This window comes from Rhodosalinus sp. K401 (genome assembly GCF_041365735.1).
GTDB lineage: Bacteria > Pseudomonadota > Alphaproteobacteria > Rhodobacterales > Rhodobacteraceae > Rhodosalinus.
The window spans coordinates 40,201-59,929 of the sequence record NZ_JBGFSI010000011.1; the positions used below are offsets into that span (position 1 = coordinate 40,201).

At 70.6% G+C, this 19,729-nt stretch carries 21 protein-coding genes; 6 read left to right on the forward strand and 15 right to left on the reverse strand.

Annotation, left to right across the window (positions count from 1 at the left end; translation table 11 throughout):
- Positions 1–97: 97 nt before the first annotated feature.
- The 5 genes from AB6A66_RS12630 to AB6A66_RS12650 form a co-directional block, all read right to left on the reverse strand.
- Entirely contained in the window at positions 98–877 is a 780-nt protein-coding gene (locus AB6A66_RS12630) for an SDR family oxidoreductase (RefSeq protein ID WP_371056170.1), read from the reverse strand.
- A gap of 13 nt (positions 878–890) precedes the next feature.
- Positions 891–1,844, reverse strand: a complete 954-nt coding sequence (locus AB6A66_RS12635; protein ID WP_371056171.1) for a calcium/sodium antiporter — start codon at positions 1,842–1,844, stop codon at positions 891–893.
- Between the two features lie 167 nt (positions 1,845–2,011).
- On the reverse strand, positions 2,012–2,815 hold the full coding sequence (locus AB6A66_RS12640) for a S49 family peptidase (protein ID WP_371056172.1): 804 nt from the start codon (positions 2,813–2,815) through the stop codon (positions 2,012–2,014).
- A 96-nt stretch (positions 2,816–2,911) separates the two neighbouring features.
- Entirely contained in the window at positions 2,912–3,673 is a 762-nt protein-coding gene (locus AB6A66_RS12645; protein WP_371039070.1) for an ABC transporter permease, read from the reverse strand.
- A complete protein-coding gene (locus AB6A66_RS12650; protein WP_371056173.1) occupies positions 3,670–4,614 on the reverse strand; it encodes an ABC transporter ATP-binding protein in 945 nt (314 codons plus the stop codon). The genes AB6A66_RS12645 and AB6A66_RS12650 overlap by 4 nt, the downstream gene beginning before the upstream one ends.
- Before the next feature lie 164 nt (positions 4,615–4,778).
- On the opposite strand from AB6A66_RS12650, the gene AB6A66_RS12655 reads away from it, so the two are divergent.
- The gene (locus AB6A66_RS12655; protein WP_371056215.1) at positions 4,779–5,741 is read left to right on the forward strand and encodes a DMT family transporter; all 963 of its coding nucleotides are present in this window, start codon (positions 4,779–4,781) and stop codon (positions 5,739–5,741) included.
- Here the strand turns inward: AB6A66_RS12655 and AB6A66_RS12660 are convergent.
- The 3 genes from AB6A66_RS12660 to AB6A66_RS12670 form a co-directional block, all read right to left on the reverse strand.
- Positions 5,735–6,565 (reverse strand): 4-(cytidine 5'-diphospho)-2-C-methyl-D-erythritol kinase, encoded by an 831-nt coding sequence (locus AB6A66_RS12660; RefSeq protein WP_371056174.1) that lies wholly within the window; start codon positions 6,563–6,565, stop codon positions 5,735–5,737. The two genes, AB6A66_RS12655 and AB6A66_RS12660, sit on opposite strands and share 7 nt — an antisense overlap.
- Positions 6,552–8,261 carry a tetratricopeptide repeat protein gene (locus AB6A66_RS12665; protein ID WP_371056175.1) on the reverse strand — a complete coding sequence of 570 codons (1,710 nt, stop codon included), beginning with the start codon at positions 8,259–8,261 and terminating at the stop codon, positions 6,552–6,554. Before AB6A66_RS12665 ends, AB6A66_RS12660 begins: the two co-directional genes overlap by 14 nt.
- A gap of 117 nt (positions 8,262–8,378) precedes the next feature.
- The gene (locus AB6A66_RS12670) at positions 8,379–10,028 is read right to left on the reverse strand and encodes a 4Fe-4S dicluster domain-containing protein (protein WP_371056176.1); all 1,650 of its coding nucleotides are present in this window, start codon (positions 10,026–10,028) and stop codon (positions 8,379–8,381) included.
- 285 nt (positions 10,029–10,313) lie between these two features.
- Here AB6A66_RS12670 and greA point away from each other — a divergent pair, with 285 nt between their 5' ends.
- A complete protein-coding gene (greA, locus tag AB6A66_RS12675) occupies positions 10,314–10,784 on the forward strand; it encodes a transcription elongation factor GreA (RefSeq protein WP_371039075.1) in 471 nt (156 codons plus the stop codon).
- Positions 10,785–10,809: 25 nt separating this feature from the next.
- Positions 10,810–11,817 carry a hypothetical protein gene (locus tag AB6A66_RS12680; protein ID WP_371056177.1) on the forward strand — a complete coding sequence of 336 codons (1,008 nt, stop codon included), beginning with the start codon at positions 10,810–10,812 and terminating at the stop codon, positions 11,815–11,817.
- Between the two features lie 54 nt (positions 11,818–11,871).
- Here AB6A66_RS12680 and cueR read toward each other — a convergent pair whose 3' ends face one another.
- The 3 genes from cueR to mobA are packed head-to-tail and all read right to left on the reverse strand — an operon-like array spanning position 11,872 to position 13,768.
- The gene (cueR, locus tag AB6A66_RS12685; protein ID WP_371039077.1) at positions 11,872–12,255 is read right to left on the reverse strand and encodes a Cu(I)-responsive transcriptional regulator; all 384 of its coding nucleotides are present in this window, start codon (positions 12,253–12,255) and stop codon (positions 11,872–11,874) included.
- 47 nt (positions 12,256–12,302) lie between these two features.
- Positions 12,303–13,154, reverse strand: a complete 852-nt coding sequence (locus tag AB6A66_RS12690; RefSeq protein WP_371056178.1) for a molybdopterin guanine dinucleotide synthesis — start codon at positions 13,152–13,154, stop codon at positions 12,303–12,305.
- A complete protein-coding gene (mobA, locus tag AB6A66_RS12695) occupies positions 13,151–13,768 on the reverse strand; it encodes a molybdenum cofactor guanylyltransferase MobA (RefSeq protein ID WP_371039079.1) in 618 nt (205 codons plus the stop codon). Before mobA ends, AB6A66_RS12690 begins: the two co-directional genes overlap by 4 nt.
- Positions 13,769–13,846: 78 nt before the next feature.
- Between mobA and AB6A66_RS12700 the strand changes: the two genes are divergently transcribed.
- Entirely contained in the window at positions 13,847–14,575 is a 729-nt protein-coding gene (locus tag AB6A66_RS12700) for an AzlC family ABC transporter permease (RefSeq protein ID WP_371056179.1), read from the forward strand.
- Complete coding sequence (locus AB6A66_RS12705; protein WP_371039081.1) at positions 14,572–14,907, forward strand: AzlD domain-containing protein; 336 nt, start codon at positions 14,572–14,574, stop codon at positions 14,905–14,907. The genes AB6A66_RS12700 and AB6A66_RS12705 overlap by 4 nt, the downstream gene beginning before the upstream one ends.
- Here the strand turns inward: AB6A66_RS12705 and AB6A66_RS12710 are convergent.
- The 4 genes from AB6A66_RS12710 to AB6A66_RS12725 form a co-directional block, all read right to left on the reverse strand.
- The gene (locus tag AB6A66_RS12710; RefSeq protein WP_371056180.1) at positions 14,895–15,569 is read right to left on the reverse strand and encodes a hypothetical protein; all 675 of its coding nucleotides are present in this window, start codon (positions 15,567–15,569) and stop codon (positions 14,895–14,897) included. The genes AB6A66_RS12705 and AB6A66_RS12710 overlap by 13 nt on opposite strands.
- Before the next feature lie 29 nt (positions 15,570–15,598).
- Positions 15,599–15,736 (reverse strand): aa3-type cytochrome c oxidase subunit IV, encoded by a 138-nt coding sequence (locus AB6A66_RS12715; RefSeq protein WP_371039083.1) that lies wholly within the window; start codon positions 15,734–15,736, stop codon positions 15,599–15,601.
- 76 nt (positions 15,737–15,812) lie between these two features.
- Positions 15,813–16,898, reverse strand: coding sequence for an MBL fold metallo-hydrolase (locus AB6A66_RS12720; RefSeq protein ID WP_371056181.1), 1,086 nt, complete (start codon positions 16,896–16,898; stop codon positions 15,813–15,815).
- The gene (locus AB6A66_RS12725; protein WP_371056182.1) at positions 16,895–18,613 is read right to left on the reverse strand and encodes an acyl-CoA dehydrogenase; all 1,719 of its coding nucleotides are present in this window, start codon (positions 18,611–18,613) and stop codon (positions 16,895–16,897) included. Before AB6A66_RS12725 ends, AB6A66_RS12720 begins: the two co-directional genes overlap by 4 nt.
- Before the next feature lie 123 nt (positions 18,614–18,736).
- On the opposite strand from AB6A66_RS12725, the gene AB6A66_RS12730 reads away from it, so the two are divergent.
- Entirely contained in the window at positions 18,737–19,690 is a 954-nt protein-coding gene (locus AB6A66_RS12730; RefSeq protein ID WP_371056183.1) for an L-threonylcarbamoyladenylate synthase, read from the forward strand.
- Positions 19,691–19,729: the final 39 nt, after the last annotated feature.

A 19,729-nucleotide genomic window follows, 5' to 3' on the forward strand; every position in this document is an offset into this window, starting at 1 on the left:
CCTCGCCAAGACGATGAAATCGCACACAAATTTGTAAATCTTTCTTGAAGATCCTGTGACCGGTGCACAACTCGCGCGCCTTCCGGCCGCACGGCGGTCACTCGACGCCCAGCACGTCCGGCGTCTGCCAGGCGAGGTGCTGGCCGCCATCCACGCAGATCAGCTGGCCGGTCACCGCTTCGGCATCGAGGAAATACCCCAGCGCCGCGGTGATGCCCGCGGTATCCGCCCCGCGGCCGAGCACCGTGGCGGCGCGCTGGCGCGCGAAATGGCTTTCGGTCTGCCGCGCCCCGCAAAGCGTCGGCCCCGGCCCGATCGCGTTGACGCGAAGACGGGGCGCGAGGCCCTGCGCCGCGGTCTGGGTGAACGCCCACAGCCCGGCCTTGGCCAGCGTGTAGGTCATGAACTCGGGCGTGAGTTTGCGCACGCGCTGGTCGATCATATTGATGACGAGGCCCTGCGCCACCGGCTCTCCCCGCGCGTCGATCAGCGGCTCGGGCACCTGCCGCGCGAGCGCCTGGGTCAGCACGAAGGGCGCGCGCAGGTTGCTTTCGAAATGCCGGTCCCAGCTTTCGCGCGTCGCGGTCTCGATCCGGTCATGCTCGAAGATGGAGGCGTTGTTTACGAGGCAGGTGAGCGGCCCGCCCAGCGCTTCGGCCGCGGCATCGACCAGCGGCGTGACCTCCACCTCGTTCAGGAGATCGGCCCGGAGCGCCACGCCCCGACGCCCCAGGGCCTCGATCTCGGCGACGGCGGACAGCGCGTCCTCGCGCGAACTGGCGTAATGCACCGCGACGTCGTAGCCGCGGCCGGCCAGATAAAGCGCCATCGCGCGTCCAAGCCGCTTTCCCGCGCCCGTGACCAGTGCCCGTGACATGCCGCGTGCCTCCCTAGCTCAGCAGCAGGACCACATAGGCGACATAGCCCGCGGTCAAGCCGACACCCCAGATCCGCGTCAGATCCCGGCCGAGGAACACGACCGGAAGCAGCAGCAGGGACGCGCCCAGCATGACCCAGATGTCGAAGCGCAGGATCTCGGCGTCGACGGGAATGTCCCCCACGAGCGCAGCGATCCCGATGATCGCGAGCAGGTTGAACATGTTGGAGCCGATGACGTTGCCGAGCGCCACGTCGGCCTGCTGGCGCAGCGCCGCCATCACGGTGGTCGCAAGCTCCGGCAGCGAGGTGCCGAGCGCCACGAGCGTCAGCCCGATCACCGTGTCGGGCACGCCGTAGATGCGCGCGAGCGCTGAGGCGTTGTCGACGAGAATATCCGCGCCGAGCGGCAATCCAACGAGGCCCAGCGCGAGAAAGACGCCGATCTTCCACCACGGCATGTCCGGGTCCGCGCCCTCGACATCTTCCAGTGTCTGCGCCACGTCGAGCGTGGCGGACCTGTGCGCGCGGGCGTCCCGGAACGCGTCCGCGAGAACCAGCGCGAGCGCGGCGAGCAGGATCAGGCCTGACCACCAGGTGAAGATCCCGGTGAAGGCCAGCACCATGAAGAGGCCCGTGGCCGCCAGCATGAACAGGTAGCTCTTGCGCATCTCGCACGCGCCCGTGCTCATGGTCGAAAGCAGGGCCGGCACCCCGAGCACCAGCAGAATGTTCGCCGTGTTGGAGCCCACGACGTTGCCGAGCGCAAGGCCGGGCACATTCTCCAGCACCGCGCTGACCGAGATCAGCAACTCCGGCGCGGAGGTTCCGAAGGCCACGATGGTCAGCCCCACGATCAGCGCCGGCACGCCGAGGCGCAGGGACAGGTTGACCGCGCCTTTCACCAGAGCATCGCCGGCCAGCAGCAGGATGACGAGCCCGAGGCCCGCGAGCAGCCAGACCGTCATCCCTCAGCCCCTTTCCCTGCCGCAGGGGCAGGGCCCCTTTCCGATCCGGTAGCGCCCGCAGTCTGGGCAGCGCGCCGAGCGGAGCGCGCGCTGGCCGGGAAAGCGCAGGCGGCCGAACATGGCCAGCACCCCCATACCCACCAAAAAGAGAAGGACAACCTTGAGGATCACGGCCAGAGGCCCAGGCGCGCATAGGCCGCGCGCTCTTCCAGCACCGCGATGCCGTCGGAAAGGACCTGTGCGCCAAGCCGCTGAAGGATGCCGCGGCGCAGGCCGTAGCGGCGGAAGCGGACCTTGTCGCCGAAGATTTCCTGCATCTTCGGTTCGAGATGGCCGATGCCGTCCACCAGACCCTTTTCCTGCGCCGCCGCGCCCAGCCAGATCTCCCCGGTGTAGATGTCCGGATCGTCGGCAAGCCTGTCGCCCCGGCGGCTTTTCACATGTTCGATGAAGGCGCCGTGCATCTGGTCGAGGATGCGGCGCAGCCGCTCGACATCCTCGGGCTTTTCCGGTTCGAACGGATCGAGCAGGGTCTTGGACTTGCCCGCGGTGTACATCCGCCGCTCGAGCCCCTGCCGCGCAAGGAAGACGTGGGCGCCGAAACTGGCCGAGATGACGCCGATGGAGCCCACGACAGAGCCGGTGTCGGCCCAGATTTCGTCGCCCGCGCAGGCGATCCAGTAACCCCCCGAGGCCGCCACGTCCTCGACGAAGGCGTAGACGGGTATCTTCTTTTCATCGGCCAGACGGCGGATGCGCGCCCCGATGAGCGAGGATTGCGTGGGAGACCCCCCCGGCGAGTTGATCTCGAGCGCCACGGCGGCCGGCTTGCCCCGAGAGAAGGCGCGCTCGATCGCCGGCGCCACCGCATTGTCGTTGAGGCTGGAACGCCCGCCCGTCCCGATCATGCCGGTCAGCCGGACGACCGCCACCGTCGGGCGGCGCGAGAGAAAGGGCAGGTGTAATTCCATGCTGCCGGATGTAGATTGGCCGGGCACGACAAACAAGGCGGGGCGGAAAAGAACGCGGCGCCCTGCGCGCGGGCGGCAGCGCCTCTCCGGCGCGGGTCAGGAGCGGATGCGCCACCCTGTCCGGAAGATCCACCAGATCGCCCCGAGGCACAGCGCGAGAAAGCCCGCGATGGCAAGAAGGCTGATGCCCACCGGCACGTCGGCAAGCCCGTAGAACGACCAGCGGAACCCCGAGATGAGGTAGACGACCGGGTTGAAGAGCGCCACCGTCTGCCACGCCGCCGGCAGCATGGAGATCGAATAGAACGACCCGCCCAGGAACACGAGCGGCGTGACGATCAGCAGCGGCACGAGCTGGAGCTGCTCGAAATTCTTCGCCCAGATGCCGATGATGAACCCCATGAGCGAGAAGCTCACGCAGGTCAGCACAAGGAACGCGGCCATCGCCAGCGGATGGCTCACGCGGACCTCGACGAAGAAGCTCGCCGTGACGAGGATGATCACCCCGATGAAGAGCGATTTCGTCGCCGCCGCACCGACATAGCCGATCACGATCTCGAGGAAGCTGATCGGCGCCGAGAGCAGCTCGTAGACCGTGCCGATGAATTTCGGGAAATAGATCGCGAAGCTCGCGTTCGAGATCGCCTGGGTCATCACCGTCAGCATGACGAGGCCCGGCACGATGAAGGCGCCGTAGCTCACGCCCTCCACCTCCTGGATGCGCGAGCCGATCGCCGCGCCGAACACGACGAAATAGAGCGACGTGGAGATCACGGGCGAGATGAAGCTCTGCAGGAGCGTGCGGAAGAACCGCGCCATCTCGTACCGGTAGATCGCCGCCACGGCGCCCCAGTTCATGGCCGGGCCTCCGACCCGTCCTTGCCATGGACGAGATCGACGAAGATCTCCTCGAGGCTCGACTGCCGCGTGGACAGATCGCGAAGAACGAGCCCCGCCTTCTGCACGTCGTTCAGAAGCTGGGTGATGCCCGTGCGCTCGGCCGAGCGGTCGTAGCTGTAGACCAGCCGCGCCCCGTCATCGACGCGTTCGAGGCCGTAGCGCGACAGCGCCTCGGGCACCGCGTCCACCGGCTCGTGCAGTTCGATCAGGAGTTCCTTGCGCCCCAGCCGCTCCATCAGGCGCCCCGTCTCCTCGACCAGCAGCAACTCGCCCCCGTTTATGACGCCCACGCGGTCGGCGATGGCTTCCGCCTCCTCGATGTAGTGGGTGGTCAGGATCATCGTCACGCCATCCGCCTTGAGCTGGTCGACGGTTTCCCACATGCCCCGGCGCAGTTCCACGTCGACCCCGGCGGTCGGCTCGTCGAGGAAAAGAAGCCGCGGCTCGTGGGCCAGCGCCTTCGCGATCAGCACGCGCCGCTTCATGCCGCCCGACAGCTCCCGGGTCTGCGCGTCGCGCTTGTCCCAGAGCGACAGGTTCCGCAGCACCCGCTCGACCAGCGCGTCGTCCCGCGGCAGGCCGAAGAGCCCGCGGGAGAACTCCACGGTATGGCGCACCTTCATGAAGGGTTCGAGCGCGACCTCCTGCGGCACGAGCCCGATCAGCGCCCGCGCCGCGCGGAAATCCTCTAGGATGTCGTGCCCGGCGACGCGTGCCCGCCCGCCGGTGGGCATGGTGATGCCGCAGAGCGCCGAGATGAGCGTGGTCTTGCCCGCGCCGTTGGGCCCCAGCAGCGCGAGGATCTCGCCCTCCTCGACGCTGAGCGACACGCCTTTCAGCGCCTCGAGCCCGCCCCCGTAGGTCTTTCGCAGATCCTCGATTTCCAGAATTGTCGGCATTCCGCCTCCCTCGTCAGCGGCACAGTAGCCCGCAGCGTCCCGGGCACAAGGGCCTGCGCGCGTACGCTCGACGTCGCGGACGGGCTAGCGGCGCGCGGCGCGCGCTGCTAGGCGCTGGAGGGGAAGGAGCCACGCCCGTGACCTTGCCCAGCGCGCCCTTGCCGATGAACGACGCCGCCAGGGGGATCGGCTTCATCCTCGCGGGCATGCTGGCGATCTCGGCCAACGACATGCTGATCAAGCTGCTCTCGGGCGGCTACCCCCTGCACCAGATGGTGTTCGTGCGCTCGGCCATCGCGATACCCTTCAGCCTCGCGCTCGTGCAGATCGAGGGCGGCTGGCGCATCCTGCGGCCCGACCGCCCGGGGCTGCACCTCGCGCGCGGGCTGCTGGTGGTCACGGCGAACATGACCTATTTCGCCGCGCTGGCCGTTCTACCCCTCGCCGAGGCGACGGCGCTCTTCTTCGCCGCGCCGCTTTTCATCACGCTGCTGTCCATCCCGCTTCTGGGAGAGAAGGTGGGGCCCTGGCGGATCGGCGCGGTGGTGGCCGGCTTCGCGGGCGTGCTGGTGATGCTCCGGCCCTGGCAAGGCACGCTCGACGTGCCGCGGGCGGTGCTGCTGCTGCCGGTCGTCGCCGCGCTGACCTACGCGCTGATGCAGCTTCTGACGCGAAAGCTCGGCGCGACGGCGAAGGCGTCTGCGATGGCGGTCTATATCCAGGGCACCTTTCTCGTGGTGGCCGCGGGATTCTACATCGTCGCGGGCGACGGGCGGTTCGCCGAAGGGGTCGAGAACGAGAGCCTCGTCTTCCTCCTGCGGGAATGGGTCTGGCCGCAGGGGCGCGATCTCTGGCTGTTCCTCGCGCTCGGCGCGAACGCGACTGTGATCGGCTATTCGCTCTCGGCGGCCTACCGGGCTGCGGACGTGGCGACCGTGGCGCCCTTTGAATACGTGGCGCTGCCGCTTGCGGTGCTCTGGGGCTGGTTCGTGTTCGCCGAGTGGCCCTCGGGGCCGGTCTGGACGGGCATCGCGCTCATCGTGGGGGCCGGGCTTTTCGTGTTCCTGCGCGAGCGGCAGAGGAACCGGCCCGTGGCGCTCCGGACGCGGGTGCGCCGCCGCTACTGAGATCCGCCGAGCGTCACGGCGCGCACCCACCATCCCGGCCGCGCCAGCGCGGCGGCGGCGGTCTCTGCGCCCTCACGGTCGGGAAAGAGCCCGAAACAGGTCGCCCCGGAGCCCGACATCCGCGCGAGCGCGCAGCCCGGGGACGCCGAAAGCGCGGCGAGCACCTCTCCGACGACCGGCGCGAGGGCGCGCGCGGGCGCCTCCAGGTCGTTGCGCTGCGCCGAAAGCCATCGCACCAGCGCCGCCGCGTCCGCCCAGCGCGGCAACGGCGTGGGCAAGGGCGGGTTCTCTCGCTGCGCGAGGCGCGCGAAAACCTCGGGCGTGGAGAGCGACACCCCCGGATTGACCAGCACCGCGGCAAGCGCCGGCAGACCCGCGACCGGCTCCACCGTCTCGCCGATCCCGCGCATCCGGGCCGGGCGCGCGGCAAGACAGACCGGGACATCGGCGCCAAGCGTCGCCGCGTGGCCGGGCACCGCGCGCCCCGACAGTCGCGACAGCGCCCGCAACGTGGCGGCCGCGTCGGAGGATCCGCCGCCGATCCCCGCGGCCGCCGGCAGGTGTTTCTCGAGTTCGAGTTCCGCGTCGACGCGGATCAGCGCCGCGGCCCGCAACACGAGATTCTCCGGCCCGTCGGGCACGCCCCGGGCCATCGGGCCCGTCACGCGAAGCGAGGTTGTGGCAGCCGGCGCCGCGCGCAGCGTGTCGCCCAGGTCGGCGAAGACGACGAGCGAATCGAGCAGGTGATAGCCGTCGGCCCGGCGGCCGGTGACGTGGAGCGCGAGATTGATCTTGGCCGGGGCGTGCGCCTCAACCGCCGTCATTGGCGACTTCGAGGGGCGGCGCGCCCTCTTCGCTCAGCACCTGGTCGAGCCCGACCTCGAGCTTGCGGCGGATGCGGTCGGGATCGACGTCCTCCGTCTCGCCGGGCTTTATCAGCGAAAGCGCGCGATGCCACTGGAACCGCGCCTCCATCCTGCGGCCGACGGCCCAGTAGACGTCGCCCAGATGGTCGTTGACGATCGGGTCCACCGGCATGAGTTCCGCCGCGCGCTCCATGTGACCGACCGCCTCCTCGTAGCGGCCGAGCCGGTAGAGCGCCCAGCCCAGGCTGTCCACGATGTAGCCCGAGTCGGGCCGCGCCTCGACCGCCTGCTCGATCATCTCCAGCGCTTCCTCGAGGTTGGTCTGCTTCTCGACGAGCGAATACCCGAGATAGTTCAGCACCTGCGGCTGGCCCGGATTGAGCTCGAGCGCCTTGCGGAACCCGGCCTCCGCCTCCTCCCAGAGATCCTGCCGTTCCTGCGAGATGGCGCGCGCGTAGTAGAGAAACCAGTCCGCCTCTTCGGGATTGTCGTAAAGCGCGATCGCGCGGTCGTAGGCCGCGACCGCTTCCGCGTGACGTTCGAGCACCCGGAAAAGATCGCCGAGCGTGAAGTGCACCACCGGCAGGTCGCCATGCGTCGCGGCCAGCTGCTCCAGTACCTCGATCGCCGCATCGGGCTTGTCGTCGAGGCGCAGCGCCTCCGCGCGGCCGAGTTCGGCCGCGTGGTAGGACGGGTGATCGCGCGGCACGCGCTTCAGCGTCTCGACGGCGAGTTCGTAGCGCTCCAGCCGCTCCAGCAGATCCGCCGACATCAGGATGGCGTCGACGTGGTCGGGCCGCAGATGCTCCGCCACCCGCGCGTAAAGAAGCGTGAAATCGTCGTTGGCCTCTCCGCGCAGCGCGCTGGCGATGGTGAAGAACACCTCCGCCAGCCCGTCGCGGGCGCTTCCGACCTGCGTGAACGGCAGCCGCTCGCCCGACGCGAGGGCCTCGCGCATCGCCCGCGGCGCCGGGTCGAGCTCCGGGCCGAAGCTCTCGTCCAGAAGTTCCAGCGCCTCCTCGTTGCGGTCGAGCTGGCTCAATACCTCGATATGCGCCATGACCCCGCGCCGCGTCAGCGGCGCGGATCCGCCCGCCTCGCCCGAATAGACCTTGTCCGCGCCCTCGAAATCGCCGACCGACGCCAACGCCAGCGCCTTGTGATAAAGCGCGAAACCGCGCAGCCCCTCTTCCTCTGCCATGGCGTCGAAGGCCACGAGCGCGCCTGACATGTTGCCCTGCCCCAGCTCGGCCCAGGCCCGCACCAGCGAGTCCACCAGCATGCCGACCCCCTGGCCTTCCTCCAGCATGGTCAGGATCTCGCCGTAGCGATCGTTGGCGCCACGATCCGCGAAGAGCACCATGTTGGCGATCTCGTTCGTCGCGTCCGACGCGGCCAGGCGGCGCGCGATCGGCAGCGCACGCTCCACGTCGCCCAGCCCGAGATTGGCGTGCGTCGCAGAGCGCAGGAGGTCGGTGTTTCCCGGATCATGCGCCAGCGCCTGCGCGTAATAGCGTGCCGCGGCGCGGTAGTCGGCCTCATAGGACGCCTGCCGCGCCGCGAGATAGGCGCCGGACGGCACGGATGCCGCCTCCGCGAGGGGCGCCGAAACGGCTAACGCGGCGGCGAGCAGGGTCGTTCTGAACTGTGGCACGGGCGGGTCGTCCTCCTGAGTGGCGGGATGCTCGTGACGGAAGATTAGGGTGCGCACCGCAGCGAAGCAATGCGGCCGCCGCCCACCCCTCCGGGACGGCGGATGCGCGCCAGCCGCCTACATGTTGGGATAATTCGGCCCGTCGCCGCCCTGTGGGGTTACCCAGGTTATATTCTGGCTGGGATCCTTGATGTCGCAGGTCTTGCAGTGCACGCAGTTCTGGAAGTTGATCACGAACTTGTCATTGCCCTGATCGTCCTTGACGAACTCGTAGACGCCCGCCGGGCAGTAGCGCGCCGAGGGCCCACCATAGGTGGCGAGGTTCACCTGCACCGGGACGTCCGGATCGCCGAGGCGCAGGTGCGACGGCTGGTTTTCCTCGTGGTTGGTCATCGAGAAACTCACGTTGGTCAGCCGGTCGAAGCTGATCCTGCCGTCGGGCTTCGGATAATCGATCGGCGCGTGCTTCGACGCGGGCTCCGTCGCCTCGGCGTCGGTCTTGCCGTGCGGCACCGTGCCGAAGAGCGAGAAGCCGAGCGTGTTAGTCCACATGTCGAGACCGCCAAGACCGAGCCCGCCGATCAGCCCGTATTTCGACCAGAGCGGTTTGACGTTGCGGACCTTGCGCAGGTCCTCGCCGATCGGACCGCCCCGCACCTCGGCCTCGTAGGCGTCGAGCGTGTCGCCCGCGCGTCCCGCCTGAAGCGCGGCATGGGCCGCCTCGGCGGCCGCCTTGCCCGACAGCATCGCGTTGTGGTTGCCCTTGATGCGCGGCACGTTGACCATCCCGACCGAGCAGCCGAGCAGCGCGACACCCGGCGCCACCATCTTCGGCATGGACTGATAGCCGCCCTCGCTGATCGCCCGCGCGCCGTAGGCCACGCGCTTTCCGCCCTTCAGAAGCTCGGCCACCTTCGGATGATGCTTGAAGCGCTGGAACTCCATGTAGGGGAAGAGATGCGGGTTGGCGTAATTCAGGTGAACGACGAAGCCCACGTAGACTTGGTTGTTCTCCAGGTGGTAGATGAAGCTTCCGCCGCCGGCGTTCCGGCCGAGCGGCCACCCCATGGTATGGGTGACCTCGCCCTCGTTGTGCTTCTCGGGATCGACCTCCCAGATCTCCTTCATGCCGAGCCCGTATTTCTGCGGCTCCTTGCCCGCCGAAAGATCGAACTTGCCGATCACCTGCTTCGACAGCGATCCGCGCACGCCCTCTGCGAGGAAGAGGTACTTGCCGTGCAGCTCCATGCCGGGCTCGTAGGACGGGCCCGGCGTTCCGTCGGGCTGAAGCCCGAACTCGCCGGCCACGACGCCCTTCACCTCGCCGTTCTCGCCCCACACGAGTTCCGAGCAGGACATGCCGGGAAAGATCTCGACGCCGAGGCCCTCGGCCTGCTCCGCCATCCAGCGGCACACGTTGCCCATGGAGACGATGTAGTTGCCGTAATTGTTCATCAGCCCGGGCATCGGCCAGTTCGGGATGCGGATCTGTCCGCCCTCGCCCAGCATGTAGAAGTTGTCCTCGCGCACCGGCACGTTGAGCGGCGCGCCCTTCTCCTTCCAGTCCGGCATCAGCGCGTCGAGGCCGGAGGGGTCGAGCACCGCCCCGGACAGGATGTGCGCGCCCACCTCGGACCCCTTCTCGAGCACCACCACCTCGAGATCGGGATCGAGCTGCTTGAGACGGATCGCGGCCGAAAGCCCCGCGGGCCCCGCCCCGACGATCACCACGTCGTATTCCATCGTCTCGCGCGTCACCTCGGCCATCGGACCCTCCCGGCTTGAGTGCTATGGTCGGAAAGACTATCCGGCACGCAGGTAGCCCGCCCTCCCGCGGCGCGTCAATCGCAACCGGACGTCGCCGCCTGCGAAACACCGCCGCGCCCCGGAAAATGCGCGGTGCGGCGCCGCGGAGCCCGATCCATGCCGCGTCCGGCCTTGCAAATCGCCCGCCCCTCGGGCCACTGTGCACCGCGTCCGCGGCGCGCCCGATCCGCGCGCGGATGCCGCCGGTTCCCGGTGCGCCCGCTCACGAAACGCCGGTAGAGGCCCATGGAAAAAGTACCGATGACCCGCGCGGGGCACACCGCGCTGGAAGCCGAACTGAAGCACCTGAAGTCGGTCGAGCGCCCGGCGATCATCAAGGCGATCGCCGAGGCCCGCGAGCATGGCGACCTGTCGGAAAACGCCGAGTATCACTCCGCCCGCGAAAAGCAGAGCTTTATCGAAGGGCGGATCAAGGAACTCGAAGGCGTGCTCGGCCGGGCCGAGGTGATCGATCCCTCGACGCTTTCGGGGCCGATCAAGTTCGGCGCGACCGTGCGCCTCGTGGACGAGGACACCGAAGAGGAAAAGACCTGGCGGATCGTGGGCGAGCACGAGGCCAACGTCGAGATGGGGCTTCTCAACATCAAGTCGCCGATCGCGCGCGCCCTCATCGGCAAGGAGGAAGGCGACAGCGTCGAGGTGCGCACGCCGGGGGGCGAGAAGTCCTACGAAGTGCTCGAGATCCGATACGAGTGATCCCCGAGGAGTGAGGGGCCCGCCCATGGCCGAGACGCGCGACGAGAGCCAGACCTCCCTCGGCCTCTACCAACGCCCGCAGATCCCGCGCGCCTCGGGCTTCGAGATCGCGGCGGCGGCGGCAAGCATCGCGTGGCTTGCGATCGCCGGCGGCTTCCTCGTGCTGACGTCGGGCGGGGACAGCGACGCCGCCGGCCTGCGCTTCGCGATGACCGCGCTCGCGCTCTTCCTGCCCGTGGGCATGATCTGGGTGGCCGCCACCGCGGCGCGGGCGAGCCGGGTCATGCGCGAGGAAAGCCAGCGACTGCAGGCGGCCGTCGAGGCGCTTCGGCGCGCCTATCTCGCGCAGGAACAGGGCCGGCACTCGGTGGCGGAGCCGTCCGTTTCGAAAAAGCTCGACGAGATCGCGGCCCTGCAGCGGCGCACCGACGCGGCCCTCGCCGTCTTCACCTCCTCGCGCTCCGCCGGCGCGGCGGCGGCCGCCGCCGACCCCGCCGGAGAGCCGGCCGCGGACGATCAGGCGACGCTCGCGCTCGGCACCCCGGCCGAGGCGCTTGCGCCGCCCCTCGCGACCGAGGACTTCATCCGCGCGCTCAACTTCCCGGAAACGGCCGAGGACATGGAGGGGTTCGCCGCGCTCCGCCGCGCGCTGGCCGACCGGCAGGCATCGCAGCTCGTGACCGCGGCGCAGGACGTGCTGACGCTGCTCAGCCAGGACGGCATCTACATGGACGATTTGCCCCCCGACATGGCCCGACCCGAGGTCTGGCGGCGCTTCGCCAAGGGCGAACGCGGCCGCACCATCGGCTCGCTCGGCGGGATCCACGACCGCTCGTCGCTCGCGATCAGCGCGGCGCGGATGAAGCAGGATCCCATCTTCCGCGACGCCGCGCATCATTTCCTGCGCCGCTTCGATCACGGTTTCGCCGCCTTCGAGGCACGCGCCAGCGACGCCGAGATCCAGTCCTTCGCGGACACGCGCACGGCGCGCGCCTTCATGCTTCTGGGCCGCGTCGCCGGCACCTTCGACTGAACGCACGGAACTCTTCGCGCCCGGAAATCCGCTCCGGGGCACGGGTGCGCCGGATCAGGCGAGATGATCGAGGATGGGGCAATCCGGCCGGTCGTCCCCGTGGCAGGCGTGCACGAGAGACGAAAGCTCTTTCCGCAACTCCTGCAAGGCGCGCTGCTTGGCCTCGATCTCGGCCAGGCGCCGCTCCGCGATGCGCTTGACGTCGGCGCTGGACCGGGTGCGATCCTCGTAAAGCCCGAGCAACTCGCGGCATTCCGGGATCGAGAACCCGAACTCCCGCGCGCGCCGGACGAAGGCGAGCTTGCGAACGGCCGCATCGTCGTAATCCCGGTAGCCCGCCGCGCTGCGCCCGGCCGGAGCCACGAGCCCGATATCGGCGTAATAGCGCACGGTCTTGACCGGCAGACCCGCCGCCTGTGCCGCGGTCGAGATATTCATCCGTCACCCTCTCTCCAGCTACGGGAAACTAGGCGCGGGCGCATCGCTCAGCAAGCCCGCACCGCCGCCGCGAGTTCCTGCTCGAAGCCCAGGCCGAGGATCCAGCCTTCTTCCGGCGCGCTGACCCCGAGCATCGCGGCAAGCCGCTCGCCCTTCAGCCGCGCCAGGGCCGCCGCCATGAGCCGCACCTGCGCGGCATCGAGGATCTCGTCCGCGCCCCGGCGCGCCGCGATGGCCTCGCGCAGGAGCGAGGGCCAGATTTCCACCAGCGCCACGTCGGCGTCCGCCACCGGCTCGAACGGCCAGGCCGCGGCCCCGAAGCGGCGGCGCAGCCGCGCAAGCACCGGCAGCCCGGTGAGCGCCTGGCTGCCGACCGAGCCCGCCCCGGAAAGCTGCCAGCAGGAAAAGGCGCCGCGCGCCCGTCGTTCCGCCGCGCGCCATTCTTCCATGCCGTGACCGGCCCGCGCGCGCCCCTTGCGAGGCAGGTGCGCAATGTCCCGGCGCAGCCCGTTGCCCCAGAACGGCCCGACGCCCGGGAACCGCGCGTTGATCCCTGCGGCCACGTCGAACCGGTTGCTGGTGCGGGGGCCTTCCTCGATGCGCGCCTCCAGCCAGTCCCAGACGGCGAGCGCGTCGGCGCGGCCGGTGAGCGCGGCCGCGAAGCCGGCCGGGTATCCGAAGGGAAAGTCGAAGCCGGCGAGCACGCGCCACCCCGCCGCACGCTCGGCGGCGATGCGCGTGGTGAGCCAGGCCTCGGCGACGGGCCGGCTGCGCAGGTAGACCGGCGGCTCGGCCCCCGCGGGGCTGACCACGCACCCCCAGATCGCGTCCTTCTTGGGGCGCGGGCCCCGGTCGGCGCCGCCCGACCAGTCCACCATGAGCACCGTGTCCCACCTCACCGGCCCGCACCGAGAAGCGCGCGGGCGGCGTTCAGGTCCTCGGGCGTGTTCACGTTGAAGAAGGGATCGCGCGGCGCGGCGGGGAAAAGCGCCTCCGCCGCGCCCTGCGCCTCGGCCCAGCGGCCGAGCTTGCGCTCGCCCGCCGCGAGGGCCTCCCGCAACCCCTCGCGCAGCGCCACAGGCCAGAGCGCGCAGGTGGGATGCAACCGCCGTCCGCCGGGCAGGTCGCTCGCCGCGAGCGCGACGCCCGTGCCCTGCGCCGCGGCGGCCGCCATCAGCCGCGCGACCATGTCCCGCGGCAGAAAGGGGGTGTCGGCGGCCGCGGTCACGACCGTCCTGGCCTCCAGCCCGGCGGCCCAATCGAGCGCCGCGAGCAGCCCCGCGAGCGGTCCGGCGAAGCCCGGCAGCGCATCGGGCAGGACCGGCAGCCCGCTCGCGGCGAAGCGCGCGGGGTCGCCGCCCGCGCAGATGGCCAGCGCCCCGACCTGGGGACCGAGCCGCGCGGCGACGTGGCCGAGAAGCGTGCTGCCCCCCAGCGGCAGAAGCGGCTTGTCCACCCCGCCCATGCGCCGGCCCTGGCCCCCGGCGAGAATCGCGCCGGCGGGCGGCGTCATGCCGTCCCCCCGGGCGCGGTTTGCATCTTGCCGGGAGCGGGCGTAAGGCCACGCACCGAAGAAGGGAAAGGCGGCGTCATGCGGGTATCATCCACCAAGCGGGCCTATCTGCAAGGGGTGCGCGACGGCTTGCCCTTCCTGCTCGTGGTGTCGCCCTTCGCCGCGCTCTTCGGCATCGTCGCCACCGAGGCCGGGCTCGCCGTCACGGAAACGATGGCGTTCTCCATCGTCGTGATCGCCGGCGCGGCGCAGTTCACCGCGCTCCAGCTGCTCGTGGAGGAGGCGCCGACGATCATCGTGCTGGCCTCGGCGCTCGCGGTGAACCTGCGCATGGCGATGTATTCCGCCTCGCTCACCCCGCATCTGGGCCGGGCATCGCTGTGGCAGCGCGCCCTCGTCGCCTATTTCCTGGTGGACCAGACCTACGCCATGAGCGTGGCCCGGTTCGAGCGCGAGCCCGATCTGGGCATGACCGCGAAGCTTGCCTATTTCTTCGGGGTCGTCACGCCGATCTGCCCGATGTGGTACGCCATGACGCTGGTGGGCGCGGTGGCCGGCGGCGGGCTGCCCGAGGGCCTCGCGCTCGATTTCGCGGTGCCGATCACCTTTCTGGCCATGATCGCGCCGATGCTGCGCACCTTCGCGCATGTCGCCGCGGCGGGTGTCTCGGTCGCGCTCGCCCTCGCCTTCGCCTTCCTGCCCTACAGCCTCGGCCTCATGGTGGCAGGGCTTGGCGGCATGGTGACGGGGGCGCAGGTAGAGCTTTGGCTCGCCCGCCGGCAGCCGGGACAGGAGGACGCGCCATGACCGATCGGGGGATCGATCCCGCCACGCTCTGGCTCGTGATTCTCGCCCTCGGGGCAGGCAGCTTCGGGCTGCGCTTCGTGTTCCTGGGCCTCGTGGGCGACCGCCCGTTGCCGGCCTGGCTTCTGCGGCACCTGCGCTACACGGCCGTGGCGGTGCTGCCCGGCCTGGTGGCGCCGATGGTCGTCTGGCCCGCGGCCACGGGCGGCGCGCTCGATCCCGCCCGCCTTGTCGCCGCGTTGGCGACGCTCGGGCTCGGCCTCGTCACGCGCAACGTGCTCGTCGCGATCCTGGGCGGCGCGGCGACGCTCTATCTGGGGCTCTACCTGACCTGACCGACGGGCGGCGTCGAGGTGGGCATCGGGAAATGCGCCGGGCGGTTCGGGTCCGGCAACTGGCCGTAACGCGCGATGGCCTTCGCCTTGTCCGGGTCGTCGTACTCGATGAGCTTTTCCTCGCGCACGCCCGGCACGCGGCCGAAGCTTTCCATCAGCCGTTTCGGGAACCAGCTGCGCTCCACCGTTTCGAACCCGGGCAGGGAGGAAATGATCTCGGCGGTGACACGGGTGCACCGGGTCGGCGCGACGGGTCCGCGTTCCTGCACGAGGCGAAGCGCCATTTCGGCGGTGGCGGCGGGCACCTCCACCTCCTGCACGACGACATGAAAGGTCTCGCGCGCGTGCGCGCGGCGGTAGACATCCTCGAAGGCGGGCGTGATGCCGTAAAGCACGTCGTTGCGTTCGGGAATGAGCTCGTGCGTGACCGAGCCCGCCGGATCGAAGATCACCCGCTGCGATCCATTGACCATGAGGCTGGTATGCGCCCCCTGGCCGTTGCGGTTGTTGATCATCGTGTAGAGGGTGATCGCCGGGGGCCCGTCATGAACGTAGCGCGCCCGCGCCACGGCCTCGTCTGGGGCCCAGACCCGTTCGGCCGGCGCGCAGCCCGCGACGATCGCCGGCGCGACAAGGCAGGCCAGAAAGCGGCGCCGGCGCATGGATGTCGCCCCCGCCCGCGCCGCCACGATCAGACGGCGAAAATCGCCAGGAAGATCAGGATACCGATGGAGACGCCGCCAACCCACACGGCCGCCCGGATGAACCCGGCAAAGGTCTTCTCGTGATCGCTGACGTCCATGTCGCCATGCTTGTGCTGCTCAGCCATGTCACACTTCTCTCCCTGCATCGCGGATTCGACTTCCGCATAGCCAATTCGTCGCGTCGTGTCATCCCGTCACGCGTCACGACGCGGCCCCGTCGCCGCCCGCCTCCCGGCCCGCCGCCATGCGGCACGCGGTGAACTCGAGGGCGCCGTCGCGGTTCAGGTGCCGGGTCGCGCGCCCCGCCCGGTGGAGGTGGTTGAGATGGGCCACCGCCTCGACCAGCGCGAGACCGTATTCGGCCCGCCCGATGCTGCGCTTGAAAAGCGGCGCGAAGCACGCTCCGGCGGTTTTCGGCGTGGCGATGTGACGCTCCAGCCGGGCAAGCGCGCCGCGATGGTTCTCGATCAGCTGCGCGAGGCGAAGCGGCAGCCCCGTGAACGGCAGCTTGTGGCCGCCCAGCGCGAGCTGGTCGTCACGCGCGAGACCGGCTAGCCGCGTGCAGGACTCCAGCCAGTCCGCCACCGGATCGGCCTCGGGCTCGGTGGCGTAGACCCCGAGGTTGGAACTGATCGAGGGCAGGATCTGGTCGCCCGCCAGAACCAGCGCGTCGTCGCGGCTCCAGAAAGTGGCGTGTTCCGGGGCGTGGCCGTGGCCGATATGCACGTCCCAGCGCCGGCCGCCCATCTCCAGCGTGTCGCCCTGTTGCAGCCGGGTGAATCCCAGCGGCATGGGCCAGACCATGTCGGCGAAGTTGAAGGGGCGCTCGTCGGCCCGCTCGGCCAGGATCTTGGGGTCCATTCCCGCGCGGCGCCAGAATTCGAGCGTTTCGGGAGGCGGGCGGTCCTGCTCGTCGAGGGTGAGCATCCGCGCGAAAAGCCACGCCGTGCGCGTGGTCAGAAGCTCGGCGCCATGCACGGACTGGAACCAGCCGCCAAGCCCCATGTGGTCGGGATGGTGATGGGTCACCACCACGCGCCGGACAGGCTTGCCGCGAAGCGGCTCCGACAACAGGCTGTCCCAGATGGCGCGCGACGTTCGCGAGCTCATGCCGGTGTCGACGAGTGTCCAGCCGTCGCCGTCGTCGAGCGCGTAGACATTGACGTGGTCGAGCGCCATCGGCAGCGGCAGGCGCAGCCACAGCACGCCCTCGGCCACCTCCACCGCCTCACCGGGGGCGGGCGGGGTGTCCCAGGGTGTGCGAATGCCCGCGCCGCCATCTATCACGCGGCAAGGTCCCCGGGCGCGAGCGCGTAGAGGTCGGCCGCGCCCTCGCGCGCCTCGCCGAGGCAGGCCGCATGTTCGGGCAACGACCGGCCCATGTAGACCCGCGCGAGCGCCGTGCGCGGCCCCGAGAGCCCCTCGGCCAGCGCCGCCTTAAGGTGGAAATGGCCGCCCAGCACGCGTGCCACCCCGCGCAGGTAGGCCGACGCGCCGCCGAACCGGTCGTTCAGGTCGCCGTTCGACACCAGCGCCTCGGTGGTCTCGCGCAGCGTCTCGGCGGCCTGCCAGACCGCCTCGGCCATCTCGGGCGCGCGGCCCCGAGCGCGCTCGGCCTCCGCCTCGATCTCGTCGAGCAGCGCCTGCGCCGCATCGCCCCCGTCGGCGAGCTTGCGGCCGACGAGGTCCATGGCCTGGATGCCGTTGGTGCCCTCGTAGATCGAGCTCACGCGGACGTCGCGCCAGTACTGCGCCGCGCCCGCTTCCTCGATCACGCCCATGCCGCCATGGACCTGGATGCCGGTGTCGGCGGCGGCGATGCCGACATCGGTGCAGAACGCCTTGGCGACGGGGGTCAGGAACGCCGCCCGCGCGTCCCAGGCGGCGTCGCCGGTGGCCGAGGCCATGTCGATCGCCACCGCGCACGAAAGCCCGATCGCCCGCGCCGCGAAAAGATCGGCGCGCGTGGTGGCGAGCATGCGCCGCACGTCGGCATGATCGACGATCGCGCCGGTGCCGTCGGCCAGCGGGCTCCGGCCCTGGCGGCGGTCCATCGCGTAGGCGAGCGCGTGCTGGAAGGCGCCCTCGCCCGAACCGAGTCCCTGCATCCCGACGCCCACGCGGGCGTTGTTCATCATGGTGAACATGCAGCGCATCCCCTGGTGCGGCGCTCCCACGAGCCAGCCGGTGGCGCCCTCGTAGGACATCACGCAGGTGGGGCTGCCATGCAGCCCGAGCTTCTTCTCGAGGCTGACGACGCGCAGATCGTTCGCGACGCCCGGGCGCCCCTCGGCATCCGGCAGGAACTTCGGCACGAGGAAGAGGCTGATCCCCTTCGTGCCGGGCGCGCCGTCGGGCAGGCGTGCCAGCACGAGGTGACTCACGTTCGCGGCGAAGTCGTTGTCGCCGCCGGTGATGTAGATCTTCTGCCCGGTGATGGCGTAGGTGCCGTCGCCCCTCGGCTCGGCGCGCGTGGTCAGCGCGCCCACGTCCGAGCCCGCCTGCGGCTCGGAGAGGTTCATCGTGGCCGTCCACTCCCCGCTCGCGAGTTTCGGGATGAAGAGCGCCTTGATCCAGTCCTCGGCATGATGCTCGAGCGCCTCGATCTGGCCCTGCGCCATGAGCGGCGTCAGCTGCGTGGCGAGCGCCGCGCCCGACATCATCTCGTTCACCGCGCTGGTCAGGACGAAGGGCAGCCCGAGGCAGCCGTGTTCCGGCGGCCCGGAGATCGCCAGGAACCCGCCCTCGGCGATGGCACGATACCCCTCGGCGAAGCCCGGGGGCATCCGGACGACCCCGTTTTCAAGCCGCGCGGGCGTCGCGTCGCCTGCGCGCTGAAGCGGGTGAACCACCTCCTCGCAGATCCGCCCCGCCTCGCCCAGCATGGCGCTGACCACGTCAGGCGTCGCCTCGGCGAAGCGCGGCGTCGCGGCCACCCGGCCGAAGCCCGACACATGCTCCAGGATGAAGGCGATGTCGCGGGTCGGGGCGGTGTAGGGCATGATGCGCTCCATGGATGAGGCTTGGCAGCGGGCCGACGCGGGTGTATGCGCCGGCGCATCCCCGCATCGCGTGCGACGTTACGGAAATCGGCGCGCGCCTCAACCCGGAACGCCGCGTCACGGATGCCCGAGTTCGACACCGAGCTGCTTGCCCCGGACGAGGGCGGCCTGGCGCGCGCCGCCGCGATCTGGCGCGCCGGCGGGCTCGTGGCGCTTCCCACCGAGACGGTCTACGGGCTTGCCGCCGACGCCCGCCAGGGCCGCGCCGTGGCCCGGATCTTCGCGGCGAAGGAGCGGCCCCGCTTCAACCCGCTGATCGTGCACCTGCCCGACGCGGCCGCGGCGCGGCAGCTCGCCGAATGGCCCCGGGACGCCGCCCGGCTCGCCGATGCGTTCTGGCCCGGCCCGCTCACGCTCGTGCTGCCGCTGCGGCCGGGGCACGGCCTTTCGCCGCTCGTCACCGCGGATCTGCCGACGGTCGCGCTCCGGGTGCCTGCGCATGACGTGGCGCGCGCGGCGCTGCACGCCTTCGGCGGGCCGCTCGCCGCGCCCAGCGCAAACCCCTCGGGCCGGATCAGCCCGACCACGGCGGCGCACGTGCTCGCCGGGCTCGGCGGGCGGATCGAGGCGGTGATCGACGGCGGCCCCTGCCCCGTCGGCGTGGAAAGCACCATCGTGAGCCTCGCCGGGGATCCGGCGCTCCTGCGCCCCGGAGGCGTGCCCGCCGAGGCCGTGGAAGCCGCGCTCGGGCGCCCCCTGGCCCCGCCGGAGGCCGCGGCGCCCGATCGCCCCGGCGCACCGGGCCAGCTTGCGTCCCACTACGCGCCCCGCGCGGCCGTCAGGCTCGACGCGACCGAGCGCCGGCCGGGCGAGGTCCTTCTGGGGTTCGGGGCGATCGCGGGCGATCTCACGCTCTCGGCCTCGGGCGATCTGGCCGAGGCGGCGGCCAATCTCTTCGGGCATCTGCACGCCCTCGACGCCCGCGGGCAGCCGATCGCGGTGGCGCCGGTCCCGGAAACGGGGCTCGGGCGCGCCATCAACGACCGGCTGCGGCGCGCCGCCGCGCCGCGCCCCTGAGCGGGCGGGCGGGCGGGGCTGGCGCCCCCCGGCCGCGAC